General features: G+C 37.9%; 19 protein-coding genes. 5 read left to right on the forward strand and 14 right to left on the reverse strand.

All coding sequences use genetic code 11. The features are described 5' to 3' along the window. Positions 1-20 precede the first annotated feature (20 nt). The 5 genes from Q0976_RS05080 to grxD form a co-directional block, all read right to left on the reverse strand. Positions 21-1,943 carry an ABC transporter ATP-binding protein gene (locus Q0976_RS05080; RefSeq protein WP_299491689.1) on the reverse strand — a complete coding sequence of 641 codons (1,923 nt, stop codon included), beginning with the start codon at positions 1,941-1,943 and terminating at the stop codon, positions 21-23. Then, the gene (locus tag Q0976_RS05085) at positions 1,940-2,191 is read right to left on the reverse strand and encodes a glutaredoxin family protein (protein WP_299491691.1); all 252 of its coding nucleotides are present in this window, start codon (positions 2,189-2,191) and stop codon (positions 1,940-1,942) included. The genes Q0976_RS05080 and Q0976_RS05085 overlap by 4 nt, the downstream gene beginning before the upstream one ends. After that, positions 2,181-4,316, reverse strand: coding sequence for a bifunctional 23S rRNA (guanine(2069)-N(7))-methyltransferase RlmK/23S rRNA (guanine(2445)-N(2))-methyltransferase RlmL (gene rlmKL, locus Q0976_RS05090; protein WP_299491693.1), 2,136 nt, complete (start codon positions 4,314-4,316; stop codon positions 2,181-2,183). The genes Q0976_RS05085 and rlmKL overlap by 11 nt, the downstream gene beginning before the upstream one ends. Positions 4,317-4,489: 173 nt before the next feature. Then, on the reverse strand, positions 4,490-5,143 hold the full coding sequence (locus Q0976_RS05095; RefSeq protein WP_299491696.1) for a LysE family transporter: 654 nt from the start codon (positions 5,141-5,143) through the stop codon (positions 4,490-4,492). A 687-nt stretch (positions 5,144-5,830) separates the two neighbouring features. Continuing rightward, the gene (grxD, locus tag Q0976_RS05100; RefSeq protein WP_299491698.1) at positions 5,831-6,169 is read right to left on the reverse strand and encodes a Grx4 family monothiol glutaredoxin; all 339 of its coding nucleotides are present in this window, start codon (positions 6,167-6,169) and stop codon (positions 5,831-5,833) included. A gap of 218 nt (positions 6,170-6,387) precedes the next feature. Here grxD and sodB point away from each other — a divergent pair, with 218 nt between their 5' ends. From sodB to Q0976_RS05120, 4 genes are all read left to right on the forward strand, one after another. Next, positions 6,388-6,972 carry a superoxide dismutase [Fe] gene (gene sodB, locus Q0976_RS05105; protein ID WP_299491700.1) on the forward strand — a complete coding sequence of 195 codons (585 nt, stop codon included), beginning with the start codon at positions 6,388-6,390 and terminating at the stop codon, positions 6,970-6,972. Between the two features lie 259 nt (positions 6,973-7,231). Then, the gene (locus tag Q0976_RS05110; protein WP_299491702.1) at positions 7,232-9,166 is read left to right on the forward strand and encodes a PrkA family serine protein kinase; all 1,935 of its coding nucleotides are present in this window, start codon (positions 7,232-7,234) and stop codon (positions 9,164-9,166) included. Positions 9,167-9,214: 48 nt separating this feature from the next. Next, on the forward strand, positions 9,215-10,483 hold the full coding sequence (locus Q0976_RS05115) for a YeaH/YhbH family protein (protein ID WP_299491704.1): 1,269 nt from the start codon (positions 9,215-9,217) through the stop codon (positions 10,481-10,483). A gap of 10 nt (positions 10,484-10,493) precedes the next feature. Beyond that, entirely contained in the window at positions 10,494-12,011 is a 1,518-nt protein-coding gene (locus tag Q0976_RS05120) for a SpoVR family protein (RefSeq protein WP_299491707.1), read from the forward strand. 45 nt (positions 12,012-12,056) lie between these two features. Here Q0976_RS05120 and rplY read toward each other — a convergent pair whose 3' ends face one another. From rplY to Q0976_RS05140, 4 genes are all read right to left on the reverse strand, one after another. After that, the gene (gene rplY / locus Q0976_RS05125; protein WP_298775368.1) at positions 12,057-12,344 is read right to left on the reverse strand and encodes a 50S ribosomal protein L25; all 288 of its coding nucleotides are present in this window, start codon (positions 12,342-12,344) and stop codon (positions 12,057-12,059) included. Between the two features lie 216 nt (positions 12,345-12,560). Next, entirely contained in the window at positions 12,561-13,109 is a 549-nt protein-coding gene (locus Q0976_RS05130) for a DUF882 domain-containing protein (protein WP_299491709.1), read from the reverse strand. 117 nt (positions 13,110-13,226) lie between these two features. After that, complete coding sequence (locus tag Q0976_RS05135) at positions 13,227-14,609, reverse strand: L,D-transpeptidase family protein (RefSeq protein WP_299491712.1); 1,383 nt, start codon at positions 14,607-14,609, stop codon at positions 13,227-13,229. Positions 14,610-15,070: 461 nt separating this feature from the next. Next, positions 15,071-17,803 (reverse strand): ATP-binding protein, encoded by a 2,733-nt coding sequence (locus Q0976_RS05140; protein WP_299491714.1) that lies wholly within the window; start codon positions 17,801-17,803, stop codon positions 15,071-15,073. A gap of 292 nt (positions 17,804-18,095) precedes the next feature. Here Q0976_RS05140 and Q0976_RS05145 point away from each other — a divergent pair, with 292 nt between their 5' ends. After that, complete coding sequence (locus Q0976_RS05145) at positions 18,096-18,887, forward strand: EAL domain-containing protein (RefSeq protein ID WP_299491716.1); 792 nt, start codon at positions 18,096-18,098, stop codon at positions 18,885-18,887. 68 nt (positions 18,888-18,955) lie between these two features. On the opposite strand, the gene Q0976_RS05150 is transcribed toward Q0976_RS05145, so the two are convergent. The 5 genes from Q0976_RS05150 to ihfB form a co-directional block, all read right to left on the reverse strand. Then, positions 18,956-19,498 carry a DUF2058 domain-containing protein gene (locus Q0976_RS05150; RefSeq protein WP_299491718.1) on the reverse strand — a complete coding sequence of 181 codons (543 nt, stop codon included), beginning with the start codon at positions 19,496-19,498 and terminating at the stop codon, positions 18,956-18,958. A 14-nt stretch (positions 19,499-19,512) separates the two neighbouring features. Continuing rightward, on the reverse strand, positions 19,513-20,208 hold the full coding sequence (gene pyrF / locus Q0976_RS05155; RefSeq protein WP_299491721.1) for an orotidine-5'-phosphate decarboxylase: 696 nt from the start codon (positions 20,206-20,208) through the stop codon (positions 19,513-19,515). 116 nt (positions 20,209-20,324) lie between these two features. Further along, entirely contained in the window at positions 20,325-21,485 is a 1,161-nt protein-coding gene (gene lapB, locus Q0976_RS05160; RefSeq protein ID WP_299491724.1) for a lipopolysaccharide assembly protein LapB, read from the reverse strand. 1 nt (position 21,486) lies between these two features. After that, complete coding sequence (locus Q0976_RS05165) at positions 21,487-21,762, reverse strand: lipopolysaccharide assembly protein LapA domain-containing protein (protein WP_299491726.1); 276 nt, start codon at positions 21,760-21,762, stop codon at positions 21,487-21,489. Positions 21,763-21,884: 122 nt separating this feature from the next. Beyond that, a complete protein-coding gene (ihfB, locus tag Q0976_RS05170; protein WP_248938461.1) occupies positions 21,885-22,172 on the reverse strand; it encodes an integration host factor subunit beta in 288 nt (95 codons plus the stop codon). Between the last annotated feature and the right edge of the window lie 13 nt (positions 22,173-22,185).

The following is a 22,185-nucleotide window of genomic DNA, read 5'->3' on the forward strand; positions in this document are numbered from 1 at the left end:
TTCCTATTATTATTTTAAGTTTACTTCATCGATTCAAGCGTTTCCCACCGCTCAAAGCAAACTTCCAATTGTTGTTCTTTTTCCGCCAATAATGCGAGCTTCTTATTAACGAGATCCTGTGCTTGCTCATAAAATGCTGGCGCTGCAATTTCATTCGTCAAGGCTTCAATGTCTTGCTCAAGGGTTTCCATGTTTGCAGGCAATAACTCTAGCTCCCGCTGCAATTTATAAGATAATTTTTTCTCAACCGGTGCCTTCTCCTTTTTAACACTGGTGGCTTTTGTTTGTTCAACGGGTGCTTGGACAGCTTTTTCACTCACAGGTTCCTCAGAATAAAATTTAGCACCTTGACGCACCGCATCTTGATAACCGCCAACATATTCACTCCAATGCCCATTGCCTGTAAACCACCAGCTACTGGTCACGGTATTATCAATAAACTCCCTATCGTGACTAACAATGAGTAAAGTGCCTTTATAATCGGTTAACAAAGACTCTAACAACTCAAGGGTCTCAATATCAAGATCGTTGGTCGGCTCATCGAGAATAATTAAGTTTGCCGGCTTTAATAATAAGCGAGCTAATAATAAACGGTTTTTTTCACCACCCGATAAGGCCTTAACAGGTGTTCTTGCGCGCATAGGCGAAAATAAGAAGTCTTGCAGATAGCTTAAAATATGCCTATCTTGCCCATTAATGGTCACCGTTTTCTTGCCTTCACCCACATTATCTTCAACAGTTTTTTCAGGATCTAGCGCTTCACGGTATTGGTCAAAGTAGGCCACGTCGAGCTTAGTTCCCACTTTCACTTCGCCAAATTGTGGCTCAAGCTGACCGATAAGCAATTTAATAAGCGTTGATTTACCACATCCATTAGGACCAATCAGGGCTATTCGGTCCCCACGCATCACTGAACTGGTGAAGTTTTTAACCAGATTTTTCTCTGGAATGTTGTATTCAAGGTTCTGAATATCAAATACCAACTTACCTGAGCGTTCGGTATCTGCCACCGCCATTTTAGCACCGCCTTGACGATTAATACGTTCACTGCGCTCAGTTCGAAGAGCTTTGAGTGCCCGAACACGACCTTCATTACGGGTCCGCCTGGCTTTCACTCCTTGACGGATCCAAGCTTCTTCTTCAGCTAATTTTTTATCAAAATGAGCATTTTGCTCCATTTCAACCCGTAACCATTCAGCCTTACCGGCTAAATATTGCTGATAATTACCCGGCCAAGAGGTCACAACCCCACGATCAAGATCCACAATTCGCGTCGACATGCGGGAAATAAATCCCCTATCATGACTAATAAATACAATGGCGCCTTTATACCCTAATAAAAAGGTCTCTAACCATTCAATAGTATCAATATCTAAATGGTTCGTTGGCTCATCCAATAATAATAAATCAGGCTCACTCACCAATGCTCTAGCCAACGCCACTTTTCGTTGCCACCCTCCAGATAACGCTTTCAAAGCTTTATCTGGATCTAAACCTAAACGCTCACAATTTTGCTGAATGCGAGAATCCAGCAACCAACCATTACTGTGATCTAAATCCTCTTGTAAACGCTGCATTTGATTCAGCATGCGCTCCATATCCTCAGGTGAGGCATTGGCCACATCATGGGATAATTGATGGTAACGTTCCAGTTTTTCCCCCACCGCTTTCAGCCCACCGGCAATGTAAGAATAAACTGTTCCTTCTTCAGCTTTTGGCGGATCTTGCTGCAAGCGGCTCACTTTAACATCATTGGTGATATTAAATTCACCATCATCAAGTAATGCATCTTTTGATAAGACTTTCAATAATGTAGATTTACCTGCACCATTTCGACCAACAATACACACCCTCTCGCCAGCTTCAATAGTAAAATCAGCATTAAGCAGCAGTGGCGTATAACCGTACGCTAACGAACCATTATTAATACGAACCAGACTCAAACCACACCCCTAATCAATTCTTGTATTTCAACTTGCGTAAAAGGCCAAGCAATTTCCTGATCTGTTTTGACCTGCTTTAACACGGGAATACTGACCCCATATTGTTTAGCTAACGTATCATCATCACAAATATCTTTATGTAAGACATTGAGATGAAATTCAATCACTAACGCTTCGGCCAATTCACATAAATGGCACCCTTCGGTACCATAGAGCACATAATCATAATCAATGTTGTTACTTTGCATGTTTAATCAGCCAAGTATTATGAATGTGCGGATTACGTTTATAATCTAATGGTAATGTCTTGTCATCAATATTTTGCACATCGATATTCACCGCCGTAAGTGCTGCCTTATCAAGCTTAAACTTACGCTTATTGTTTGAGAAAATAATTTCCCCTTCTGGATTCAATAATCGCATCAAGCTAATCAGCATATTGGCATGATCGCGCTGTACATCAAAAGAATCTTCCATGCGTTTTGAGTTAGAAAACGTAGGCGGATCAATAAAAATTAAATCAAAGGTCTGACGACATGTTTTTATCCAATGTAGGCAGTTTGCTTGCACAAATTCATACTTTTTATGAGATAAATTATTGAGCTCAAAATTATCTTTCGCCCAATTCAAATAAGTATTGGACATATCCACTGTCGTCACTGATTTTGCGCCCCCCAATGCCGCGTGTACCGATGCTGATCCGGTATAAGCGAATAAATTCAATACATCACGTCCCTTGGATTTTTGCCCCACTAATTTGCGTGTTAAACGATGGTCTAAAAACAAGCCCGTATCTAAGTAACCTTTAAGGTTCAATTTAAACTTAGCGCCATATTCCTGTGTAATACGCTCTAAGGTTTCATCTTCTCTTTTTTCATACTGATTGGTGCCTTTTTGACGCTCACGTGTCTTAAGTACAATATGATCAGGGCTAATATCCAACGCACTGGGCAAAGATAACAACACATCCGTAATACGGCGCTTAGTAACAGATTCAGGAATTTCAGCAGGCGCTGAATACTCTTGAACAATGACATGATCTAAATAACGGTCTATGGCAACGTTATATTCAGGTATATCCCCGTCATATAAACGATAACTATCCACGCCTTCTTTTTTGGCCCATTTTTGTAATTGCTTCACATTTTTCTTTAAACGATTCACAAAAGGCTGAGCCGCCTCACTGGGCGCGCCCATTTGCTTAAGGTTTGCAGGATCAACACGGCGGGTACTTTTAGCATGTAAGGTATAGAGGTTAAATGCACATTCCAACTGACCATTAAACATTTTCATCTGTTTATCGGCTTTGAGTTTCAGGCAAGACAATAGCTCTGTATCACTATTGACAATCCCAACTTGCCAGCCTCCAAACTCCGTTTTCAACTTATCGCCCAGTTGATAATACAATTGCAATAATTCTGTCGTACTGCCTAAACGCTCACCATAAGGCGGATTACTGATCAAATAGCCAGTCGCTTCTGGCGGCGCCACATTTAGCGCATTAATCACTTTAAAATCAATTAAATCAAATACCCCTGCGCCATCAGCATTACGCTTCGCCAAGGCTATCATACGAGAATCGATATCCGAGCCATAAAATTTAATATTACAACGAGTCTTACCCAATGATGCGCGAGCCTTAGCTTCTTCAATTAACGCTTTCCAACCTTTTGCATCATGACGTAGCCAATGTTCAAAACCAAACGCTTTACGTTGCAAGCCTGGCGCAATATCACACACCATCATCGCCGCTTCTATCAATAAGGTGCCACTGCCGCAGAAAGGATCAAATAAGGTTTGTGGATTTTGTTGCCAACCACTACGCACTAACATATTGGCCGCCAAATTTTCTTTCAAAGGCGCCTCACCCACATTATTTCGATAGCCGCGTTGATGTAAGGCTGGGCCAGAAAAGTTCAGCCCAATTGTAATTTCATTACGGCGATAATGCGCATCAATCCTAAAATCAGCATCAACACGGGACACATCAGGACGAGCGCTGCCATCATCACGAAAACGGTCCACAACCGCATCTTTAATTTTAAGCGCCCCAAATTGGGTATTATTAATAAAACCACCTAAGCCATGGAAATCGATACTAAAGGTACTTTTATTTGAGAAATGTGTTTGCCAATCAATACAGTAAGCCGCATTATAAAGCTGCTCAGGACTCTCACAAGGGCCCTTATAAATCACTAAAATAATCCGACTTGCTAAACGGCACCATAAGGTAATACGGTAAGCCAAATCCAGCGGCGCAGAAAAATACACCCCCGCCACACTCTCTTTTATATTGGTTGCACCAAGCTCTTTGAGCTCTAAAGAAAGTGCATATTCATAGCCTCGAGGGGCCGCTGCAAAAAAATTCAACATGGGTATAATCAGATCACAAGAAAAATCAATGCCGCATTATACCTTTTCAACAACATAATAGAATCAAAGAATCAAAGAATATCCAAGTCAGTGCTTACCGATCTTACCTCTTAATCATAAGCGATAGTGCCTACCTTGGTAATTATTCAGCCTGATAAGCCCGTTGAGTGAGCTTAACCCATCAAACGCGTCACACTATCAAAGGCAAAGGTCATTCCAACCCAGGCTAAATAACATCCAGCAATTCCGGTGACTAGCCTAATGGTGAAAACATTGACAATGCGTTTTCCGCCTTCAAGCATACCAGCCAAAATTAGATCCCAAAGTATAATACCAATAAATAGATACAATACATTTAATGCTATCGTCGTATTATCCGTTCCCCAACTAAACTCACCACTGGTGAAAATAGTTAACCAAAACGCTAAAGCAAAAGGGTTCATGACTGAAATACCAAATCCGACTTGAATTCCATTAGACAAGTTTTCATTTTCAACCTCTTGTGCCGTCCCCACCTCCATGTTGTCCTGACTTAGGTTATTCATCAATTCATAATACTTAACGGCTTTGATAATATTTTTCACACCAATATAAAGCAGCAATGCCCCACCACATAAAGACAGGATCCCCAGTAATAAGGTATTTGTCGCGATCATCGACATGCCGTAAAAAGCAGCCACAATAAAGACAACATCACCAAGAGCGGCACCAAACTTCACTTTAAAAGCGGGCAGGAATCCACCGATTAACCCTCGTCTAATCGCTTCCGCAGAGACTGGGCCAATAGGGGCAGAAAATGACAATCCAAGTAAAATCATTGACAACATAAATCACCACTACATAGATTATGAATAAATTAGAGGCCATTATTATGTTTATTAAATTTTGTTTACAAATAATTTATGTATTGATATTCTGCTTATTTTTAGAGTAAAAGGTTTAAAAAAATATTGGATAGTCGAAATTCTGTTGTATTAATTCATCATTCAATCAAACTGATTTTTACTTTCCCAATAATAGCAACACTAACTATTCAAATAACAAATAAAATAAATACATAATATGATCATTCATATCAAGATCATCTTAATAATGGATACGATTTTTTCAAAATTTGTATCTATGCATGTAACATAAAAAAACACATAAAAATACCATTATAAATCAACACCATATAAGCATTAACGATATATAAAGTGAATAAGTCAAAATCGTAATATTATAACCAAACTAATATAAAGAAAGAGAATAAAAAATTAATGGCAATATGACTAAGTCGTAATAATAAAGTATTAATGGCTATAAGTGTCATTATTCTAATATAATCATTTACAATACAAATAAAAAACATAAAAAGATAAAAAACGCTAATTAAATAACAATCAGAGTAAAGAAATGGCTCTTTCGAGCTAAAGTGGCAATGTCTGGAAAACAGAGAAAATCAAACTAAATTAACAATGACAAAGCCCAGCTATTATAGATAAATCTGGGCTCGCTAAGAATACTAAACAGAATTAATCTTGCTCTTCTGTCCTGTATTTATCTGCCGTTTCTTTTAAGATGGGTTGCAGCTCACCTTTTTGATACATTTCAGTTAAAATATCACAACCACCTATCAATTCTCCTTCAACCCATAGTTGAGGAAAAGTGGGCCAATTAGCATATTTAGGTAATTCAGAGCGGATATCAGGATGCTGAAGAATATCGACAAACGCAAATTGCTCATTACAGTTAATCATGATCTGAGCCACTTGAGATGAAAAACCACAGCTAGGTAATTTAGGAGAACCTTTCATATATAAAATAATCGGGTTTTCAGAAAGTTGCTGTTTAATTTTGTCTACTGTTTCCATTTTATCTTCCTAAGCTGGTAAAACATAATCTATGTATATCTGCTATTGTACGTCAGGTTGCGCAATAACAAAAACCTACTTTTTAAAGGGGTACTTGATTAAAGAAAAAATTTAAAAAATTTCCACAAAGAAAGAGACACCCACCCCTTTTATTGGGTAAAATGTCTAACAGTGAGTAAGACATATAAACATAAACTTAGAGTCAATGGAGAAAGCTAATGGCTTTTGAACTACCTGCATTACCATACGCAAACGACGCCCTTGAGCCACATATCTCTCAAGAAACTATCGAGTTTCATTACGGAAAGCATCATAAGACTTATGTGGTCAAGCTAAATGGCTTAATTGAAGGCACCGAACTGGAAAGTAAATCACTTGAAGAAATCATTAAAACCTCAACAGGTGGTATCTTCAATAATGCAGCTCAAATCTGGAACCACACTTTTTACTGGAATGGTTTAGCCCCTAATGCTGGTGGCGCGGCAACTGGCGACATCGCTAATGCCATTGATAAAAGCTTTGGATCATTTGACGCTTTTAAAGCACAATTCACTGATTCAGCAATCAATAATTTCGGTAGCGCTTGGACTTGGTTAGTCAAAAAAGCCGACGGTTCATTAGCCATTGTCAATACCAGTAATGCCGCTACACCATTAACTGATGAAGGGGTTACACCGCTACTCACTGTTGATGTGTGGGAACATGCTTACTATATTGATTACCGTAATGTTCGTCCTGATTACTTGGCGCATTTTTGGGAACTTGTCAATTGGGAATTTGTTAACCAAAATTTCGCTGCGTAATCTCTTGATATAGCCCATATCATGAAGCAGGTGTCAATGACGCCTGCTTTTTTATCTTTATTCCCCTTCCTTTTGCCCCCTTGTTGACACAAAAAATAATCGACAAACAAATGCAACTGTTGCAATCGCAACTATTTGTTATTGTTTTTATTGATATTTACATACCAACTTCTCTTTTTAGGTCTAAAATTAATAGTAGCAAGTCAATTCATTCAGACGTCTATCATTCTATTTTTGGCGTGTCAGGGGGGAGTGCACTATGGGTATCTTTGAACATTACCAACAACGCTATGAAAAAAAACTCGATGAAGAATATTCATTAGAGGAATTTTTAAGTCTTTGTAAAAAGGATAAAACCACTTACGCTTCAGCCGCTGAGCGTTTACTACTCGCTATTGGAGAGCCAGAACGGATTGATACCGCTAAAGATCCTATTCTAAGTCGAATATTTTCTAATCGATTGATCTCCAGATATCCTGCATTTAACGAATTCTACGGTATGGAAGAAGCCATCGAACAAATTGTGGCTTATCTTAAACACTCCGCTCAGGGATTAGAAGAGTCAAAACAAATACTCTATTTACTTGGACCTGTTGGTGGAGGAAAGTCATCACTCGCAGAAAAACTCAAAGCTTTAATGCAAAACATACCGATTTATGTATTGAGTGCCGACGGCGTTCGCAGCCCTGTTAATGATCACCCTTTTTGCTTATTCAACCCTGAAGAAGATGGTAAATTAATTGAAAAAGAATATCGTATACCTCAACGTTACTTAAAAGCTATCATGTCACCTTGGGCGGTTAAACGCTTACATGAATTTGGTGGAGACATTGCCAAATTTAAAGTCATTAAAGTTTACCCTTCCATTTTAGATCAAATAGCCATTGCGAAAACAGAGCCTGGAGATGAAAATAACCAAGATATTTCCTCTCTCGTAGGCAAAGTTGATATCAGACAGCTAGAACATTTTGCTCAAAATGATGCTGATGCTTATTCATATTCCGGCGCTCTTTGCCGTGCAAATCAGGGTGTCATGGAGTTTGTTGAAATGTTTAAAGCGCCCATCAAAGTGCTGCACCCATTGCTCACAGCAACACAAGAAGGTAACTATAACGGCACTGAAGGCTTATCAGCCTTACCTTATAACGGCATTATTCTTGCTCACTCTAATGAATCAGAATGGTCTAGTTTTAGAAATAATAAAACCAATGAAGCGTTTCTTGACCGCGTATACATTGTTAAAGTGCCCTATTGTCTTCGCGTGACTAAAGAAATTCAAATCTATGAAAAACTGATCAGCAACTCTGAACTTTATCAAGCGCCCTGTGCGCCTGGCACCTTAGAAACATTAGCGCAATTTAGTGTACTATCTCGGATTCTACCTCCCGAAAACTCTTCTCTTTTCTCAAAAATGCGCGTTTATGACGGTGAAAGCTTAAAAGATACCGATCCCAAAGCAAAATCATACCAAGAGTATCGCGATTATGCAGGAGTCGATGAGGGTATGTCTGGTCTATCAACGCGTTTTGCCTTTAAAATTCTCTCTAAAGTATTTAACTTTGACACTACCGAAATTGCTGCGAATCCAGTGCACTTATTCTACGTTTTAGAACGTCAAATTGAACAGGAACAATTTCCGGCCGATATTTCAGAACGTTACCTTGAGTTCTTAAAAGGTTACCTTATTCCTAAATATGTTGAATTCATAGGAAAAGAAATACAAACCGCTTATTTGGAGTCTTATTCTGAATACGGGCAAAACATCTTTGATCGCTATGTTGTTTATGCCGATTTTTGGATCCAAGACCAAGAATATCGCGATCCCGATACAGGACAGTTATTTGACCGCGCAGCGCTCAATGCCGAACTCGAGAAAATAGAAAAACCTGCAGGGATCAGTAATCCCAAGGATTTTCGAAATGAAATTGTTAATTTTGTACTCAGAGCGAGAGCAAACAATGATGGGATGAATCCACTATGGACCAGTTATGAAAAACTGCGTACCGTCATAGAAAAGAAAATGTTTTCTAATACTGAAGATTTATTACCCGTCATCTCTTTCAACACAAAAACCTCCAATGACGATCAAAGAAAACATGATGATTTCGTTAATCGTATGATGGAAAAAGGCTATACAAAAAAACAAGTCAGACTCTTATCAGAATGGTATTTAAGAGTCCGTAAGTCTTCTTAACTTACCGATAAGGCGAGATCATACCCTCTCGCCATTTTGGAGGTCTGTATGGCTAATTTTATTGATAGACGATTAAATGCCAAAGGTAAAAGCACTGTCAATCGTCAGCGCTTTATTCATCGATATAAAAAACAAATTAAACAAGCTGTCAGTGATGCCGTCACCCGCCGTAGTGTCACAGATGTCGACAAAGGTGAAGAAGTCAGCATTCCAACCCGCGATATTAATGAGCCTTCATTTCACCAAGGCTCTGGTGGTATAAGAGAGAGAGTCCACCCGGGCAACGATCAATTTATGCGAGGAGATAAAATTGACCGCCCTCCATCAGGTGAAGCAGGGGGGGCTGGGCCTGGAGATCCATCCGATAGTGGCGAAGGACAGGATGATTTTATTTTTCAAATATCAAAAGATGAATATTTAGAATTATTATTTGAAGATCTGGAACTCCCTAACTTACAAAAAAACCAGCTGAACAAACTTGTTGAATATCAGGTAGTAAGAGCTGGCTTTACCAATGATGGTGTGCCAGCCAATATTAACATTGTCCGCTCTTTACGCTCCTCACTTGCCAGACGCATTGCGTTATCAGCCTCAAAACGTGCTGAGCTTAAGAAATTAGAAAATGAGCTAGCACAATTAGAAGATACGCCAGGCGCTGAAGCTGAAAAAATTATTGCGCTTAGAGCCGAAATTAAAACATTAAAAGAAAATATTGCCAAAGTTCCATTTATCGATACATTCGATTTGCGATTCAATAATTTTATCAAAAAAGAAATACCCTCAAGCCAAGCTGTCATGTTTTGTTTAATGGATGTGTCTGGATCCATGGATCAAGCCACTAAAGATATCGCTAAGCGTTTCTATATATTATTATATCTTTTTTTAACGCGAACCTATAAAAACCTTGAAGTCGTCTATATTCGGCATCATACCCAAGCAAAAGAAGTGGATGAACAAGAGTTTTTTTACTCTCAAGAAACGGGGGGGACTATTGTATCAAGTGCATTAAAACTCATGCATGAAATACAACAGAAACGTTACCCTGAAAACGAATGGAATATTTATGCAGCCCAAGCTTCCGACGGCGATAATTGGGCTGATGACTCTCCCCAATGCCATAAATTATTAGAAAAGAACATTCTCCCGCTTGTTCGTTATTTTAGTTATATTGAAATTACCAATAGGGCTCACCAAACACTCTGGCGTGAATATGAGCACTTACAAAAAACATTTCCCAACATTGCCGTTCAACACATAAAACACGCTGACGATATCTATCCTGTCTTTAGAGAATTGTTCAAGAAACAATCAGTTTAGGAGAATCATTATGGGGAAAAAACCAATTCGAACACCACTCAATGATGGACCAGACTGGACCTTTGATTTGCTACAAGATTATCTTATAGAGATTGAACGGGTCGCTGCACATTACAAGCTCGATACTTACCCAAATCAAATTGAAGTCATTACCGCTGAACAAATGATGGATGCCTATGCAGGAATAGGCATGCCAATTGGCTATACACATTGGTCTTTTGGTAAACGTTTTATTCAAACTGAACAAGGCTATAAACGTGGACAAATGGGGCTAGCCTATGAAATCGTCATTAACTCCAATCCCTGCATTGCGTATCTTATGGAAGAAAACACTATTACGATGCAAGCCCTTGTGATGGCCCATGCTAGTTTTGGGCATAATAGTTTTTTTAAAAATAATTATTTATTCAAAACATGGACTGATGCAAGCTCCATTATTGACTACCTTGTCTTTGCTCGAAACTACATTAGTGAATGTGAAGAAGTCCACGGTATAGAGGCCGTTGAAAGTATTATCGACTCCTGCCACGCCTTAATGAATTACGGTGTCGATCGTTACAAACGCCCTAGTGAAATATCATTTAAAGAAGAGCAACTCAGACAAAAAGAACGTGAAACTTACCTACAAAGCCAAGTTAATGATCTCTGGCGAACCATTCCTATTACTCCGACTGCAATATCAGAAAAAAAAGAACCTAATTTTCCTTCTGAGCCTCAAGAAAACATTCTTTATTTTATTGAAAAAAATGCGCCTTTACTTAAACCATGGCAGCGTGAAATTGTGCGTATTGTCCGTAAAATGGGCCAATACTTCTACCCTCAAAAACAAACTCAAGTCATGAATGAAGGTTGGGCGACTTTTTGGCATTATACCATCCTTAATCACCTTTATGATGAAGGAAAAGTCACAGAACGCTTTATGCTTGAGTTTTTACAAAATCATACCAATGTCGTTGCCCAACCAGCCTATAATAGTCCCTATTATAATGGTATTAACCCCTATGCACTTGGGTTTAATATGTTTGTTGATATCAGGCGAATATGTGAACAACCTACTGAAGAAGATAAACAGTGGTTTCCAGATATTGCAGGAACACCTTGGTTAGACACACTACACTTTGCAATGGAAAACTTTAAAGATGAAAGCTTTATTAGTCAATATCTTTCACCAAACATAATCAGGCAATTTAAGCTATTTTCTATTCTTGACGACTGTAATAAAAATCATCTATCAATATCTGCAATCCATGATAGACAAGGGTATCAAGACATTAGACAAATGTTGTCCCAACAATATAATTTGTCAAACTTAGAACCCAATATTCAAGTCCAAAATGTGGCTGTTTCAGGCGACCGTTCACTCACACTGAAATATATCCCTACCCATCAAATTCCACTCGATGACAGCTGTCATGAAGTCGTCAAACATTTACATGAATTATGGGGCTTTAATGTCAAACTTGAACAAGAAAATGAACATGGAGAATCGACTCTATTAGCTGCATGCCCTGAAAAAACCACGCATTAGACATAAAAAAGCGCCTTAATGGCGCTTTTTCTTTACTGATTTCAATTAAGCAAATTTAAAATCAACATGTTCAATAAGAGGCTTAAATGCATGACGCTGCATGTCTTGAACACGTACTTTCGTGTCTTTACCATCGATTGTTAATGTTAGCTCAGAAGTATAAAAATCTTCATTAGCTTGAATGTTAATGATATCTTTGTGATCAAAAACAATAGAAATCGCTTCTTTACCTGGCCCATAAACAACGGCAGGTACTTTATCGGCATGACGTAGGCGGCGGCTCGAACCTTTCCCTAATTCAGTGCGGATTTGTGCAACAATAGTATAAGACATAATTTACTCACTAAAATTTAAAAAATAAAATAAAGAGTATTTTTTTCGACCAAAAATACCACGCTTTAAAGCGGAGCGGATCCTACCATAGAACAAGCCTACCAACAAATATTTTAACTAAACTCATTAATAAAAGTGAAGGGAATAAAATAGGGCTCTATTGAGCCCTATTTTATTCCCGTGATACTTCCAAGATGCTATAAACAGTATTTCATTCTACCAATGCCGTACAGGACCTGTATCAATATGCACAAATCCTGATTTAGGATAGTAACCCACACCACCCAGCTTTAATGACATTGCCGCTTCTCTCACATCTGCAAGCTTTACACCTGGTAATGCCAGATCAAGTGCCATTCCCTTCATATGATAACTGTGTTTCGCCACACCATTACTTCTTCTTGCTAACATTGCATTCGTTTTAGGTGAGCGATAACCAGAAATAATATGGATCTCTTCTTTTACATTAAGTGTATTTTGAAGTTTAAAGGCATAATCAAACAAACGTTTATCCATCGGAATGGTCTCGTTTTGTCTGAAATCTCTTAAAATTTGATTAAACTCAGTTAAAATATTAGTTTGATAGTCCCCATCAACCCAGTAGCTTCCTTGCTCACGCTCACCAGTGTGCCGATTATAAAAACTGAGCGTTCTCACGCCTTTTGTAGACCGACTGGCATTGGCTTTTTTTGGCAGTACCGAAAATGCGGCAACTCCCCCAAGCCCTAACAATAACTGTCTTCGAGCTGAACATACAACTGACACTGACGCCCCCAAATGAACAATAAATATACAACAGAGGGCAAACTACCTTTTAATCGTTCACAAATCAAGCAAGATGGTCGTTTTTTAACAATTACTCTGTTAAGTCATTGAATAAGACTATTGGGCAACAGAAAGTAATGAGGATTTTTGTTGATTATAAATATCACGTCGATATTGCACTGCTCCCGTTTGATCTAACCAAGTTGTCCAGTAAACTAAATGAACAGGTAAAGATGCCTTTAGCGAAAACCAGCGACTTTCTTCTCTTTTCACTTGCATGCGTTGCCATGTTTTTTTATCGTTAACTAACTTCTCTGCCATCCATTCAGCCAAAAATTTCACTTTCTCAATTCGAATGCACCCTGATGACAAGGCTCTGTTGGCTTTCTGAAACAAATTAGGCGTCGAGGTATCATGTAGAAAAATACTAAAATCATTTGGAAAATAAAATTTATAGCGCCCTAATGTATTTTTTTCACCCGGCTTTTGCACTAAACGATATGGAAACGGCCCTTTAGCAATATCGCTCCACTGAGACGGAGTTCGTAACAAACGATTACCCTCTCTATCATACACTTCATAGTTACCTTTATTAATATACTGCCCATCCCGCCTTATTTTTGGCAGCAAATCACGATACATTATGCGCCTTGGTACTCGCCAACTCGGATTAATGACGACATTCGTTATCTCACTACTTAACAACGGAGTTTGGCGGGAAGGTTTACCCACTATGACCCGTGAATCCAACATCACTTCTCCATTTTCAACGAGTATCATGTTGAACCCTGGAATATTAACAACGATAAACTGTGGTTCCCTCACTGCCAAAAAAGTGTGCTTTTCCACATAATTGACAGCCAACATTTTGGCTTTTGTACGAGGTTTAACGTTTAACCAACTTAATGTTAAAGGACCTATGACCCCATCGGTTTCAAGTCCATGACGTTGTTGAAATATTTTTATCGCTTGCACAAGTCCTTCTGTATAATCACTGCCTATGTCATTTGAATCCGTTAAATCACCTAATAACCATAACCTCAAACTAATATGCTCAAGAAGAGGATCTTTATCCCCGGGTTTTATCAATTTAGTTAATGTTAATAAGGACCAAGAGTGTGTCTTCTCCAACCAAATAAAGTGTTTAATATGATTAATAAGAAATAAAAAATTATCGATATGGGGTTCAATCCCTATCGCTCTTTGATACACATCCTCTTCTAACCTAAAATTAGGGTTTTTTAATGGAATTGCTCTTCCTTCCCAAAAGCTGGATATTTCAGATTCAATACTGTCTTTTAATTCTCCCTGATAAAGATTGTCATTGTTTTCAATAAGCAAGTAATAATCATGAAAAACATGATTCGGCTCAACAAGAGAGAGAAAGAGTAATTGATCGGTGATTAACTGACGCCCCAACTTTTCACGCTCTTGAGACTGCAACGCGGTCGAAAAAAAATAAACCACAATAAAATAGATTAAGGCACTTCGTTTAAACATCACACAATCACCCTTAATTACAACTAAATGGTTACAACTAAAGTATGACAAAAAATAAGCCGCTATCTGTGACAAAATGTAGAAAAATACAACATTAAATCATATTTTTTGACGCCCCCCCCTTACATATAATGACAACAAGTTAATAACAAAAGAAAAATAAATCATTTAGCATATCACTCAATAAAAACTATTCAGTCAATAAAAGTGTTAGATTCTTTAATAAGAAAATGATCCCAACAATGAGATACATCGCATTTAAGGTTAACCCCATCACCTATTAAAAAAACTTAAGGGTGATATACCTTAATATTGGTTCTATATTCTATGCTCCCCTTTGCAGCCAATACATCATGAGCCTTAACATGAATCACCTTCAATACCCACTCGAAAATCATATTAGGCATTGACCCATTCTGTATCAATCCGCTTCTATACGACTAAAAAATTGATTTTAGCAATTATGTTATCACCTGAATATACTTCTCAATCTTAGCCAACAGCACTTCTTTTTTAAAAGGCTTAGCCGTATAGTCATTCATTCCACTGTCAAAACAATGCTGAATATCTTCATCTAAAACACTCGCAGTTAATGCAATAATCGCCACAGGATTACTTTCTTGATTTTTTTCATAAGCTCTGATGTCCTCTGTCGCACTAAAACCATCTTTAACTGGCATCATACAATCCATTAAAATAACGGAATAAGACTGTCCTGACATGATTTTATCCACCGCTTCTTGACCGTTATTTGCAATATCAAAATCATAACCAGCTTTTTTTAATAACATCGTTGCGACTTTTTGATTAACTAAATTATCTTCTACTACAAGGATCAACGGTTTAATTTTTTCTATATTTTCTGTATTTTCTATATTTTCTGTATTTTCTATATTTTCTATATTTTCTGTATTTTCTGTATTTTCTGTATTCATATCATGTGTAAAATGGGCATTAGTCAATGCCTTAATAAAACGCTGACCTAAAATAGGCAAAGTAATGGAACCGTCTATCATTTGTTCAAAGTCAAAACGTTCTGTTTTTAAAGATTGACACATAATGAGAGGGGATAGGGGAAACTTACGCCTTAAAATAGTAATATCTTCCCTTGCTTGCTTTAAATTCATTTGGCAATAAAGAATGATAAAAGCAGGTTCACTGCTGTTTTCATCCCGTTTAAGTTCACTAATCCTCTCAACACTCAGAGCAATATTCAGCCCATATTGTGCCAGTTCTTGCAGCAGCTTTTCCTTAAAATCGGCCTGATTAGAAATCAGTACTAATTTCTGTTGACTAAGTCCGTCAGGAATAACAGGCTCATAGCGCTCAACATATACTTCAATCGTAAAATAAAAGCGGCTACCTTGACCGGGTTCTGATTCAACACAAATCTTCCCACCCATAAGCTCAACCAATTGAGAACTAATAGTCAAACCTAAACCTGTCCCACCAAAACGCCGAGTAATCGAGCCATCTTCTTGAGTAAAAGGCTGAAAAATTTTTTTCTGCTGTTCTTTATTAATCCCAATACCAGTATCGATAACCGATACCGTTAATAATATTGTATCACTCGCTGCTTTTTCGACTTCAAGCGTAATGCTCACTGAACCTGAATCAGTAAACTTCACTGAATTTGACATCAGATTCATCATTATTTGTCGCAGTCTATGTTCGTCAAGCATCAAACTGTATGGCAACGCTTGTGGAATATTAATATCTAGTGCAATATTTTTAGTGATAGCCTTTGGCATAACAATCAACAAAGTATCATAAATTACCTCACGAAAGTTTGAAGGATGCGTCGCAATGGCTAAATTGCCCGACTCTATTTTTGACAAATCAAGAATATCATTAATTAAAATAAGCAATGTTTGTGAAGAGGTTTCAACCACACTTAAATAATCAAGCTGAGTCGGCGTTAAATGAGTATCAGATAACACTTCAGACATCCCTATAATACCATTTAAAGGTGTTCTAATTTCATGAGACATATTGGCTAAAAAGGAGCTTTTCGCTTTATTTGCTTGCTCAGCTTCTTCCCTAGCCTGCATAATTTTAGATTCGTTTAAGTGACGTTCTTCCAGCAAATTATTTAACTTCAACGTAAACTGGCTTAACTCATCATGGCCATCATTAGGCATTTTTATTGAATAATCATGGGTTTCTTCTATTTTCTGCATTGTATTAATGACATTCAATAAATAAAAAAGGATCCGTCTAATTAATGAAAACCCTAATAAACCAATAATAATTAAAATAGCTATAATTAACGCAATATAAAAATACGCTTGATATTCAAAGCTTCGTGCCTCAATTTGTATTTGGCTATTGAGCGTCTTCATCACTCCTCTTAAACCATCAGAGAGCAGCACTAATCGGGTTTCTAATGCTTCAATGCCAAGAGTAATTTCTTCTTTTGGGATATTTAACAGCCCTATTTTAGCAACCTTCTCTTTAAAAGCTTGCCCTTCAATAAACGCGGCGGAACTGAAAATACTCAATAATAATTTAATCTGCTCTGGATCCGCACCAATAGTAATAAAGCGATCGATCAGTAATTGCTGTTTATTTTTCAAACTAACAAGTTCATCTTCCATATTGAGTTCTGGAAATACTCTCTCTAAATGAAAACTCCAATCAGCTTCATAATCCCATAATAATATCCATGTTAGCTGATACATAATTCTCACTTGCTGCTCAATATTCTTCACCCCTGTATAAATAGGCTCCTTCTCATAAATCAAAATTAGCTCAGATAAATAATCAAATACCCAAAATGACCATTCTTGAACATCTTCCTTAACAACTTGCGGATATTCCTCATAAGCCTCTGCAAGCCCTATGACAATTTCTTGAAGTGAATCTAAACTACTCTGAGTATCTTTGTCCTCCACAGAAGTCACTGCAAGTGTTGTCTGTTTAAGTTGCAGTTTAATTTTCGCTAAAGTTTCCTTTATTGCTTTGGCATTTGATACCTTATTGTCTAATTTCGCGATCCTCATCTGATGCCCCAACTCAATACTATCGGAAATATCAGATAACAAGCTTAATTGAGCTGATAACACCTTTAAATGTGTTGTGCGTTCAAGTAAATTATTGACTTCAATATAAGCCAATACAGCTGAAAAAGTTAAAGGAAAAACAACAAGTAGCAATAATCTCGCTTTTATTGAAATTCGATTCAACCAGTTCATAACATTCCTAAATAATTTAACGAGAGCAAAGAAAAGCTGAGGTCAAAGCACTCAATAAGCATAATGTCATCACACATTCACCCCGAGCCATATAGGATCTAAATATGCTTACCTTGAGTGTAGAACAGATTTAATAAATGAATACACAAGCCTATTATTTTATTCAATCACACATACCATCTTGCACTACACTTAATCTTATATACGGCTATTATTTATCCTAGAGAGCCTAGAACAAACTTATTGGGGTATAGTTTCCTCACCCTATTTGCTCTGCCATGGAATGCATTTTATGGACTTGACATCTAATGACACGCGCACAAAGACATTGATGCGACAACAGAGTATTAAAAATTTCAAAATTAAAATGGCCTTTCAGCCTATTGTTGATATTTTCAAACACAAAATTGTTGCCTATGAAGCATTAGTTAGAGGTGAGCTTGGTGAACCGGCTCAAGATATTTTATCCAGCGTTGATGCCTGTCATCAATACCAATTTGATCAACAATGCCGTTTTCGAGCCATTCAAACGGCTGTTGCATTACAATTAAAAAACCAACTTTTTGTCAATTTTTGTCCAAATGTCATCAAGTCTCCTTCTTTACATATGCAATCTTTAAATCAACTGACCAATCATTTTAACTTTCCTAAAACTCAGCTAGTACTAGAACTAACAGAATCAGAAGAAATTATCGATCTCAATAAAGTCATTAAATTACGACAATACTACCAAGAAAATGGATTAAAAGTAGCCATTGATGATTTTGGATCCGGTTATGCAGGGTTAGGATGGTTAGTTAAAATTCATCCTGACGTCGTTAAATTGGATATGTCACTTGTCGAAAATGTTGACCAAGATAAATATAAAAAAGCAATTATTCAAGGTATTATAGTCACATGCGAGCAACTCAATATTATGCTGCTAGCCGAAGGAGTAGAAACAATGATGGAATATTGGACATTGAAAAAGCTGGGGATCCGCTATATGCAAGGCTATTTATTTGCGAAACCTCAATTGGGTTCACTCACACACAGCCTCAAACCTTTACCCAAACACCCCAGCCGTAATCGCCATAGTGCATAAATAAACCAAGATAAAAGAATGCAATGCATTCTTTTATCTCTTCAATTGATACAGCATCCCTGTATCACTTACCACATTAAATCATCAGGGATCACATAGTCAGCGTAAGGATCATCTTCAACAGCTTCAACTGTATCATCATTCTCTACCCATAAATAGCCAATCCACTCAGGTACTAACAGGTTCACGCGCTCTACCAATTTATGAGGCACTAAATAACTCTGCTCTTCATGACGAATAATGCCTAAACGTCCTGTCAATAATTCATTCTGTAATTTCTCATCAACATATGTAGATAACACTTTATTATTAAATGTAAAATTAAACTTTAATTCTGCATGAGTCGGTGCTTTGATTGCTAGACGAGTAAACTCGGTCACTAATCCTCTGACTAACCCTTTTTCAGTTGCTTCATTAAAACGTTTTTCATTTAGCGCCTTATCCTTATCCGCTTGAGCTTGCTTTCTTGCAGCAATCTCTTGTTTCAATGCTTCACTTCCATCATCGACTCTGGCTTTTTTATCTCTTCGTTTTTGCGTTTTGGTATCACGCACTTTTTGTTTACTCACTAAGCCCGCTTTTAATAGCTGCTCTTGAAATGGGTTTGCCATAAATACTGTCTCGTCTATTTTAATGACTGATAAATTACTTCTAATGCCTGTAAAGGATTATGAGCTTGTGTAATAGGACGACCTATCACTAAGTAATCTGAGCCCGCAGCCACTGCATCAACCGGAGTCATGACCCTATGTTGATCGCCTTTATCACTACCTGCAGGTCGAATACCTGGCGTCACTAAGCTAAAATCCTGACCAAATGTGGCTTTCATTGCCTGTGCTTCCCTCGCTGAGCACACGATACCATCAAGCCCTGCTTGCTGGGTTAATTGTGCTAAACGATTAACTTGCTCAGCGGCAGAACAGGTTATCCCTAGCAGAGCTAGTTCAGCATCACTCATCGATGTCAGTACCGTCACCGCTATTAACAATGGTGCTTTATCACCATAGGGCTGTAATGCTGCTTTTGCCGCTTGCATCATCGCTAAACCACCACTGGCGTGTACATTCGTCATCCATACACCTAATTCTGCTGCGGCTGCCACCGCTTTAGCAACCGTATTAGGAATATCATGGAATTTTAAATCAAGAAATAATTCAAATCCACGTTGGTGTATTTCAGTCACCAGTTGAGGGCCAAACAAGGTAAACATTTCTTTACCTACTTTTAATCGACACATTTCAGGATCAAGTTGATCGATCAGCCTCAATGCCTCAATTTTTTTATCGTAATCAAGCGCAACCAAAATAGGTGTATCAATCATTTTTACTCCAATTATATCAATAAGTAATACTAATTCTAACGCCAGTTAATCGTTATCCCTAAATAGACTATTCACTCTATAAATCAACGACTCTTTAATTGAATATTGATATATCCCTATTCACCATCTAAGCCTCTAACACGTTTAATACTGCCCCAGTTTTTACATGAAGGACAATGCCAGTACAATCGATGGGAAGGAAAGCCACATTCACTACAACGATATCCAGGACGGTATTTAATTTGTTGCTCAACAAGCTTTTCAAGCATCATCAAACTTTCCTTTGCTTTGCCCTCTTCCGCTTGTTTTAGGTGCATGTTCATTAAATGCTGAAAACTCTTCATCGTAGGATGACGATACAAGCCTTCGATAACTAAAGCTTCTGCATCTTCAGTCAATCCTTTTTCTATCATGGTTTGTGCTAACGAAATCGTAATACTCGCCCCCGCCCCCTCTGAGGCAGCTTGGCGCAACAATTCCACATAACCATCGATATCCTGACTCTCAATGTAAACCGTTTTGGCAATATTAAGCGCATCAGCAAATAAATCTGCATCGGCTAATAAGAGCTTTTCTAAGGTGATCTTACATAAGTTGAATTGACCCGATATTTGATAAAACTCTGCCAACATTAATAGCGCACGACCTGATTTAGCATCTTGTTTTAGCGCCGAATCTAGGCATTGTTTCTTATCATTAAGCTCATCGGTTTCATCGGCTAACTCGCAATAGAAATGTGCACAAATGGCTTTTAACGCTTGCTGGCGTTTTCGAGTCAACTTCTTAATAATATTAATGGCTTTTTGCCATTCTTTGGTTATTTGATAAATCGCAATGAGTTCAGTTTCAGCTTCATCACTGTGCTCTTCTTGATTGACTAACTTAATAAAAATTTCTTCTGCTCTATCGTAAAAACCTGCAGCGAGGTAATCTTTTCCCAATTCCATCATGGCAAGATCACGCTGTTCTAACGCTAAATGAGGCCGTGCAATCAAATTTTGATGCACACGAATGGCCCTATCGACTTCACCACGCTTACGAAACAACGATCCTAAAGAAAGATGAGTATCAATGGTTTCATCATCTACATCCAACATGGTGATAAACAAATCAACCGCTTTATCAGATTCATTCGACAACAAGAAATTTAAGCCTGTAAAATAATCTCGACTCAGTTTTTTACGCTGACTACTCTGATTTTGTCTGACACTTCTTCGTCCCATGTACCATCCATAACCCGCGGCTATAGGTAATAACAGAAACAGTATTTCAAGCATATTAAGCGTCTACATCCTGACTGTTTTTAATGGTTAATGTATCACACTTTTTATTCAGCATACGTAAAGCAAACTTCAGCCGCATAATATGATAAATGGCAAATATCCAGCTCAACATAAATCCAGCTAAAAATACCACCGCTAATACCACAGGTAACCGAAACTCCCCCTGAGCCACAAAATAACTAATGGTCACAACTTGCTCATTTCTAGCACCAAACACTAATGCTAAGAAAAACAATAAAGCAACGGCAACAGCAATAATAAAAGACTTCACGTTACACTCCCTATACGCCCCTAGATAATCTAATTATCTAAGAATTTTCATTAACTAGCTAGCGCTACATAAGTTTTAGGCATAAAAAAACCTCCTAAAGGAGGTTTTTAAGGCAATGTAAATTACGCGTTAATAGCATCAACACGTTCGCGCAGTTCTTTTCCTGGCTTAAAGTGCGGAACATACTTCCCATCCAAATCAACAGAAGTTCCTGTCTTTGGATTACGACCTATTCTTGGTGCACGATAGTGAAGTGAAAAGCTGCCGAAGCCACGGATTTCGATCCGATCACCCGTTTCCAATGTCAGAGCCATTTGCTCTAACATCTCTTTTATTGCACTTTCCACTTCTTTAGCCGACAGCTGCGACTGCCTAGTGGCCAATTTTTCGATCAGTTCGGATTTTGTCATCCTATACCCTCTA

Source organism: uncultured Shewanella sp. (assembly GCF_947501665.1).
GTDB lineage: Bacteria > Pseudomonadota > Gammaproteobacteria > Enterobacterales > Shewanellaceae > Shewanella.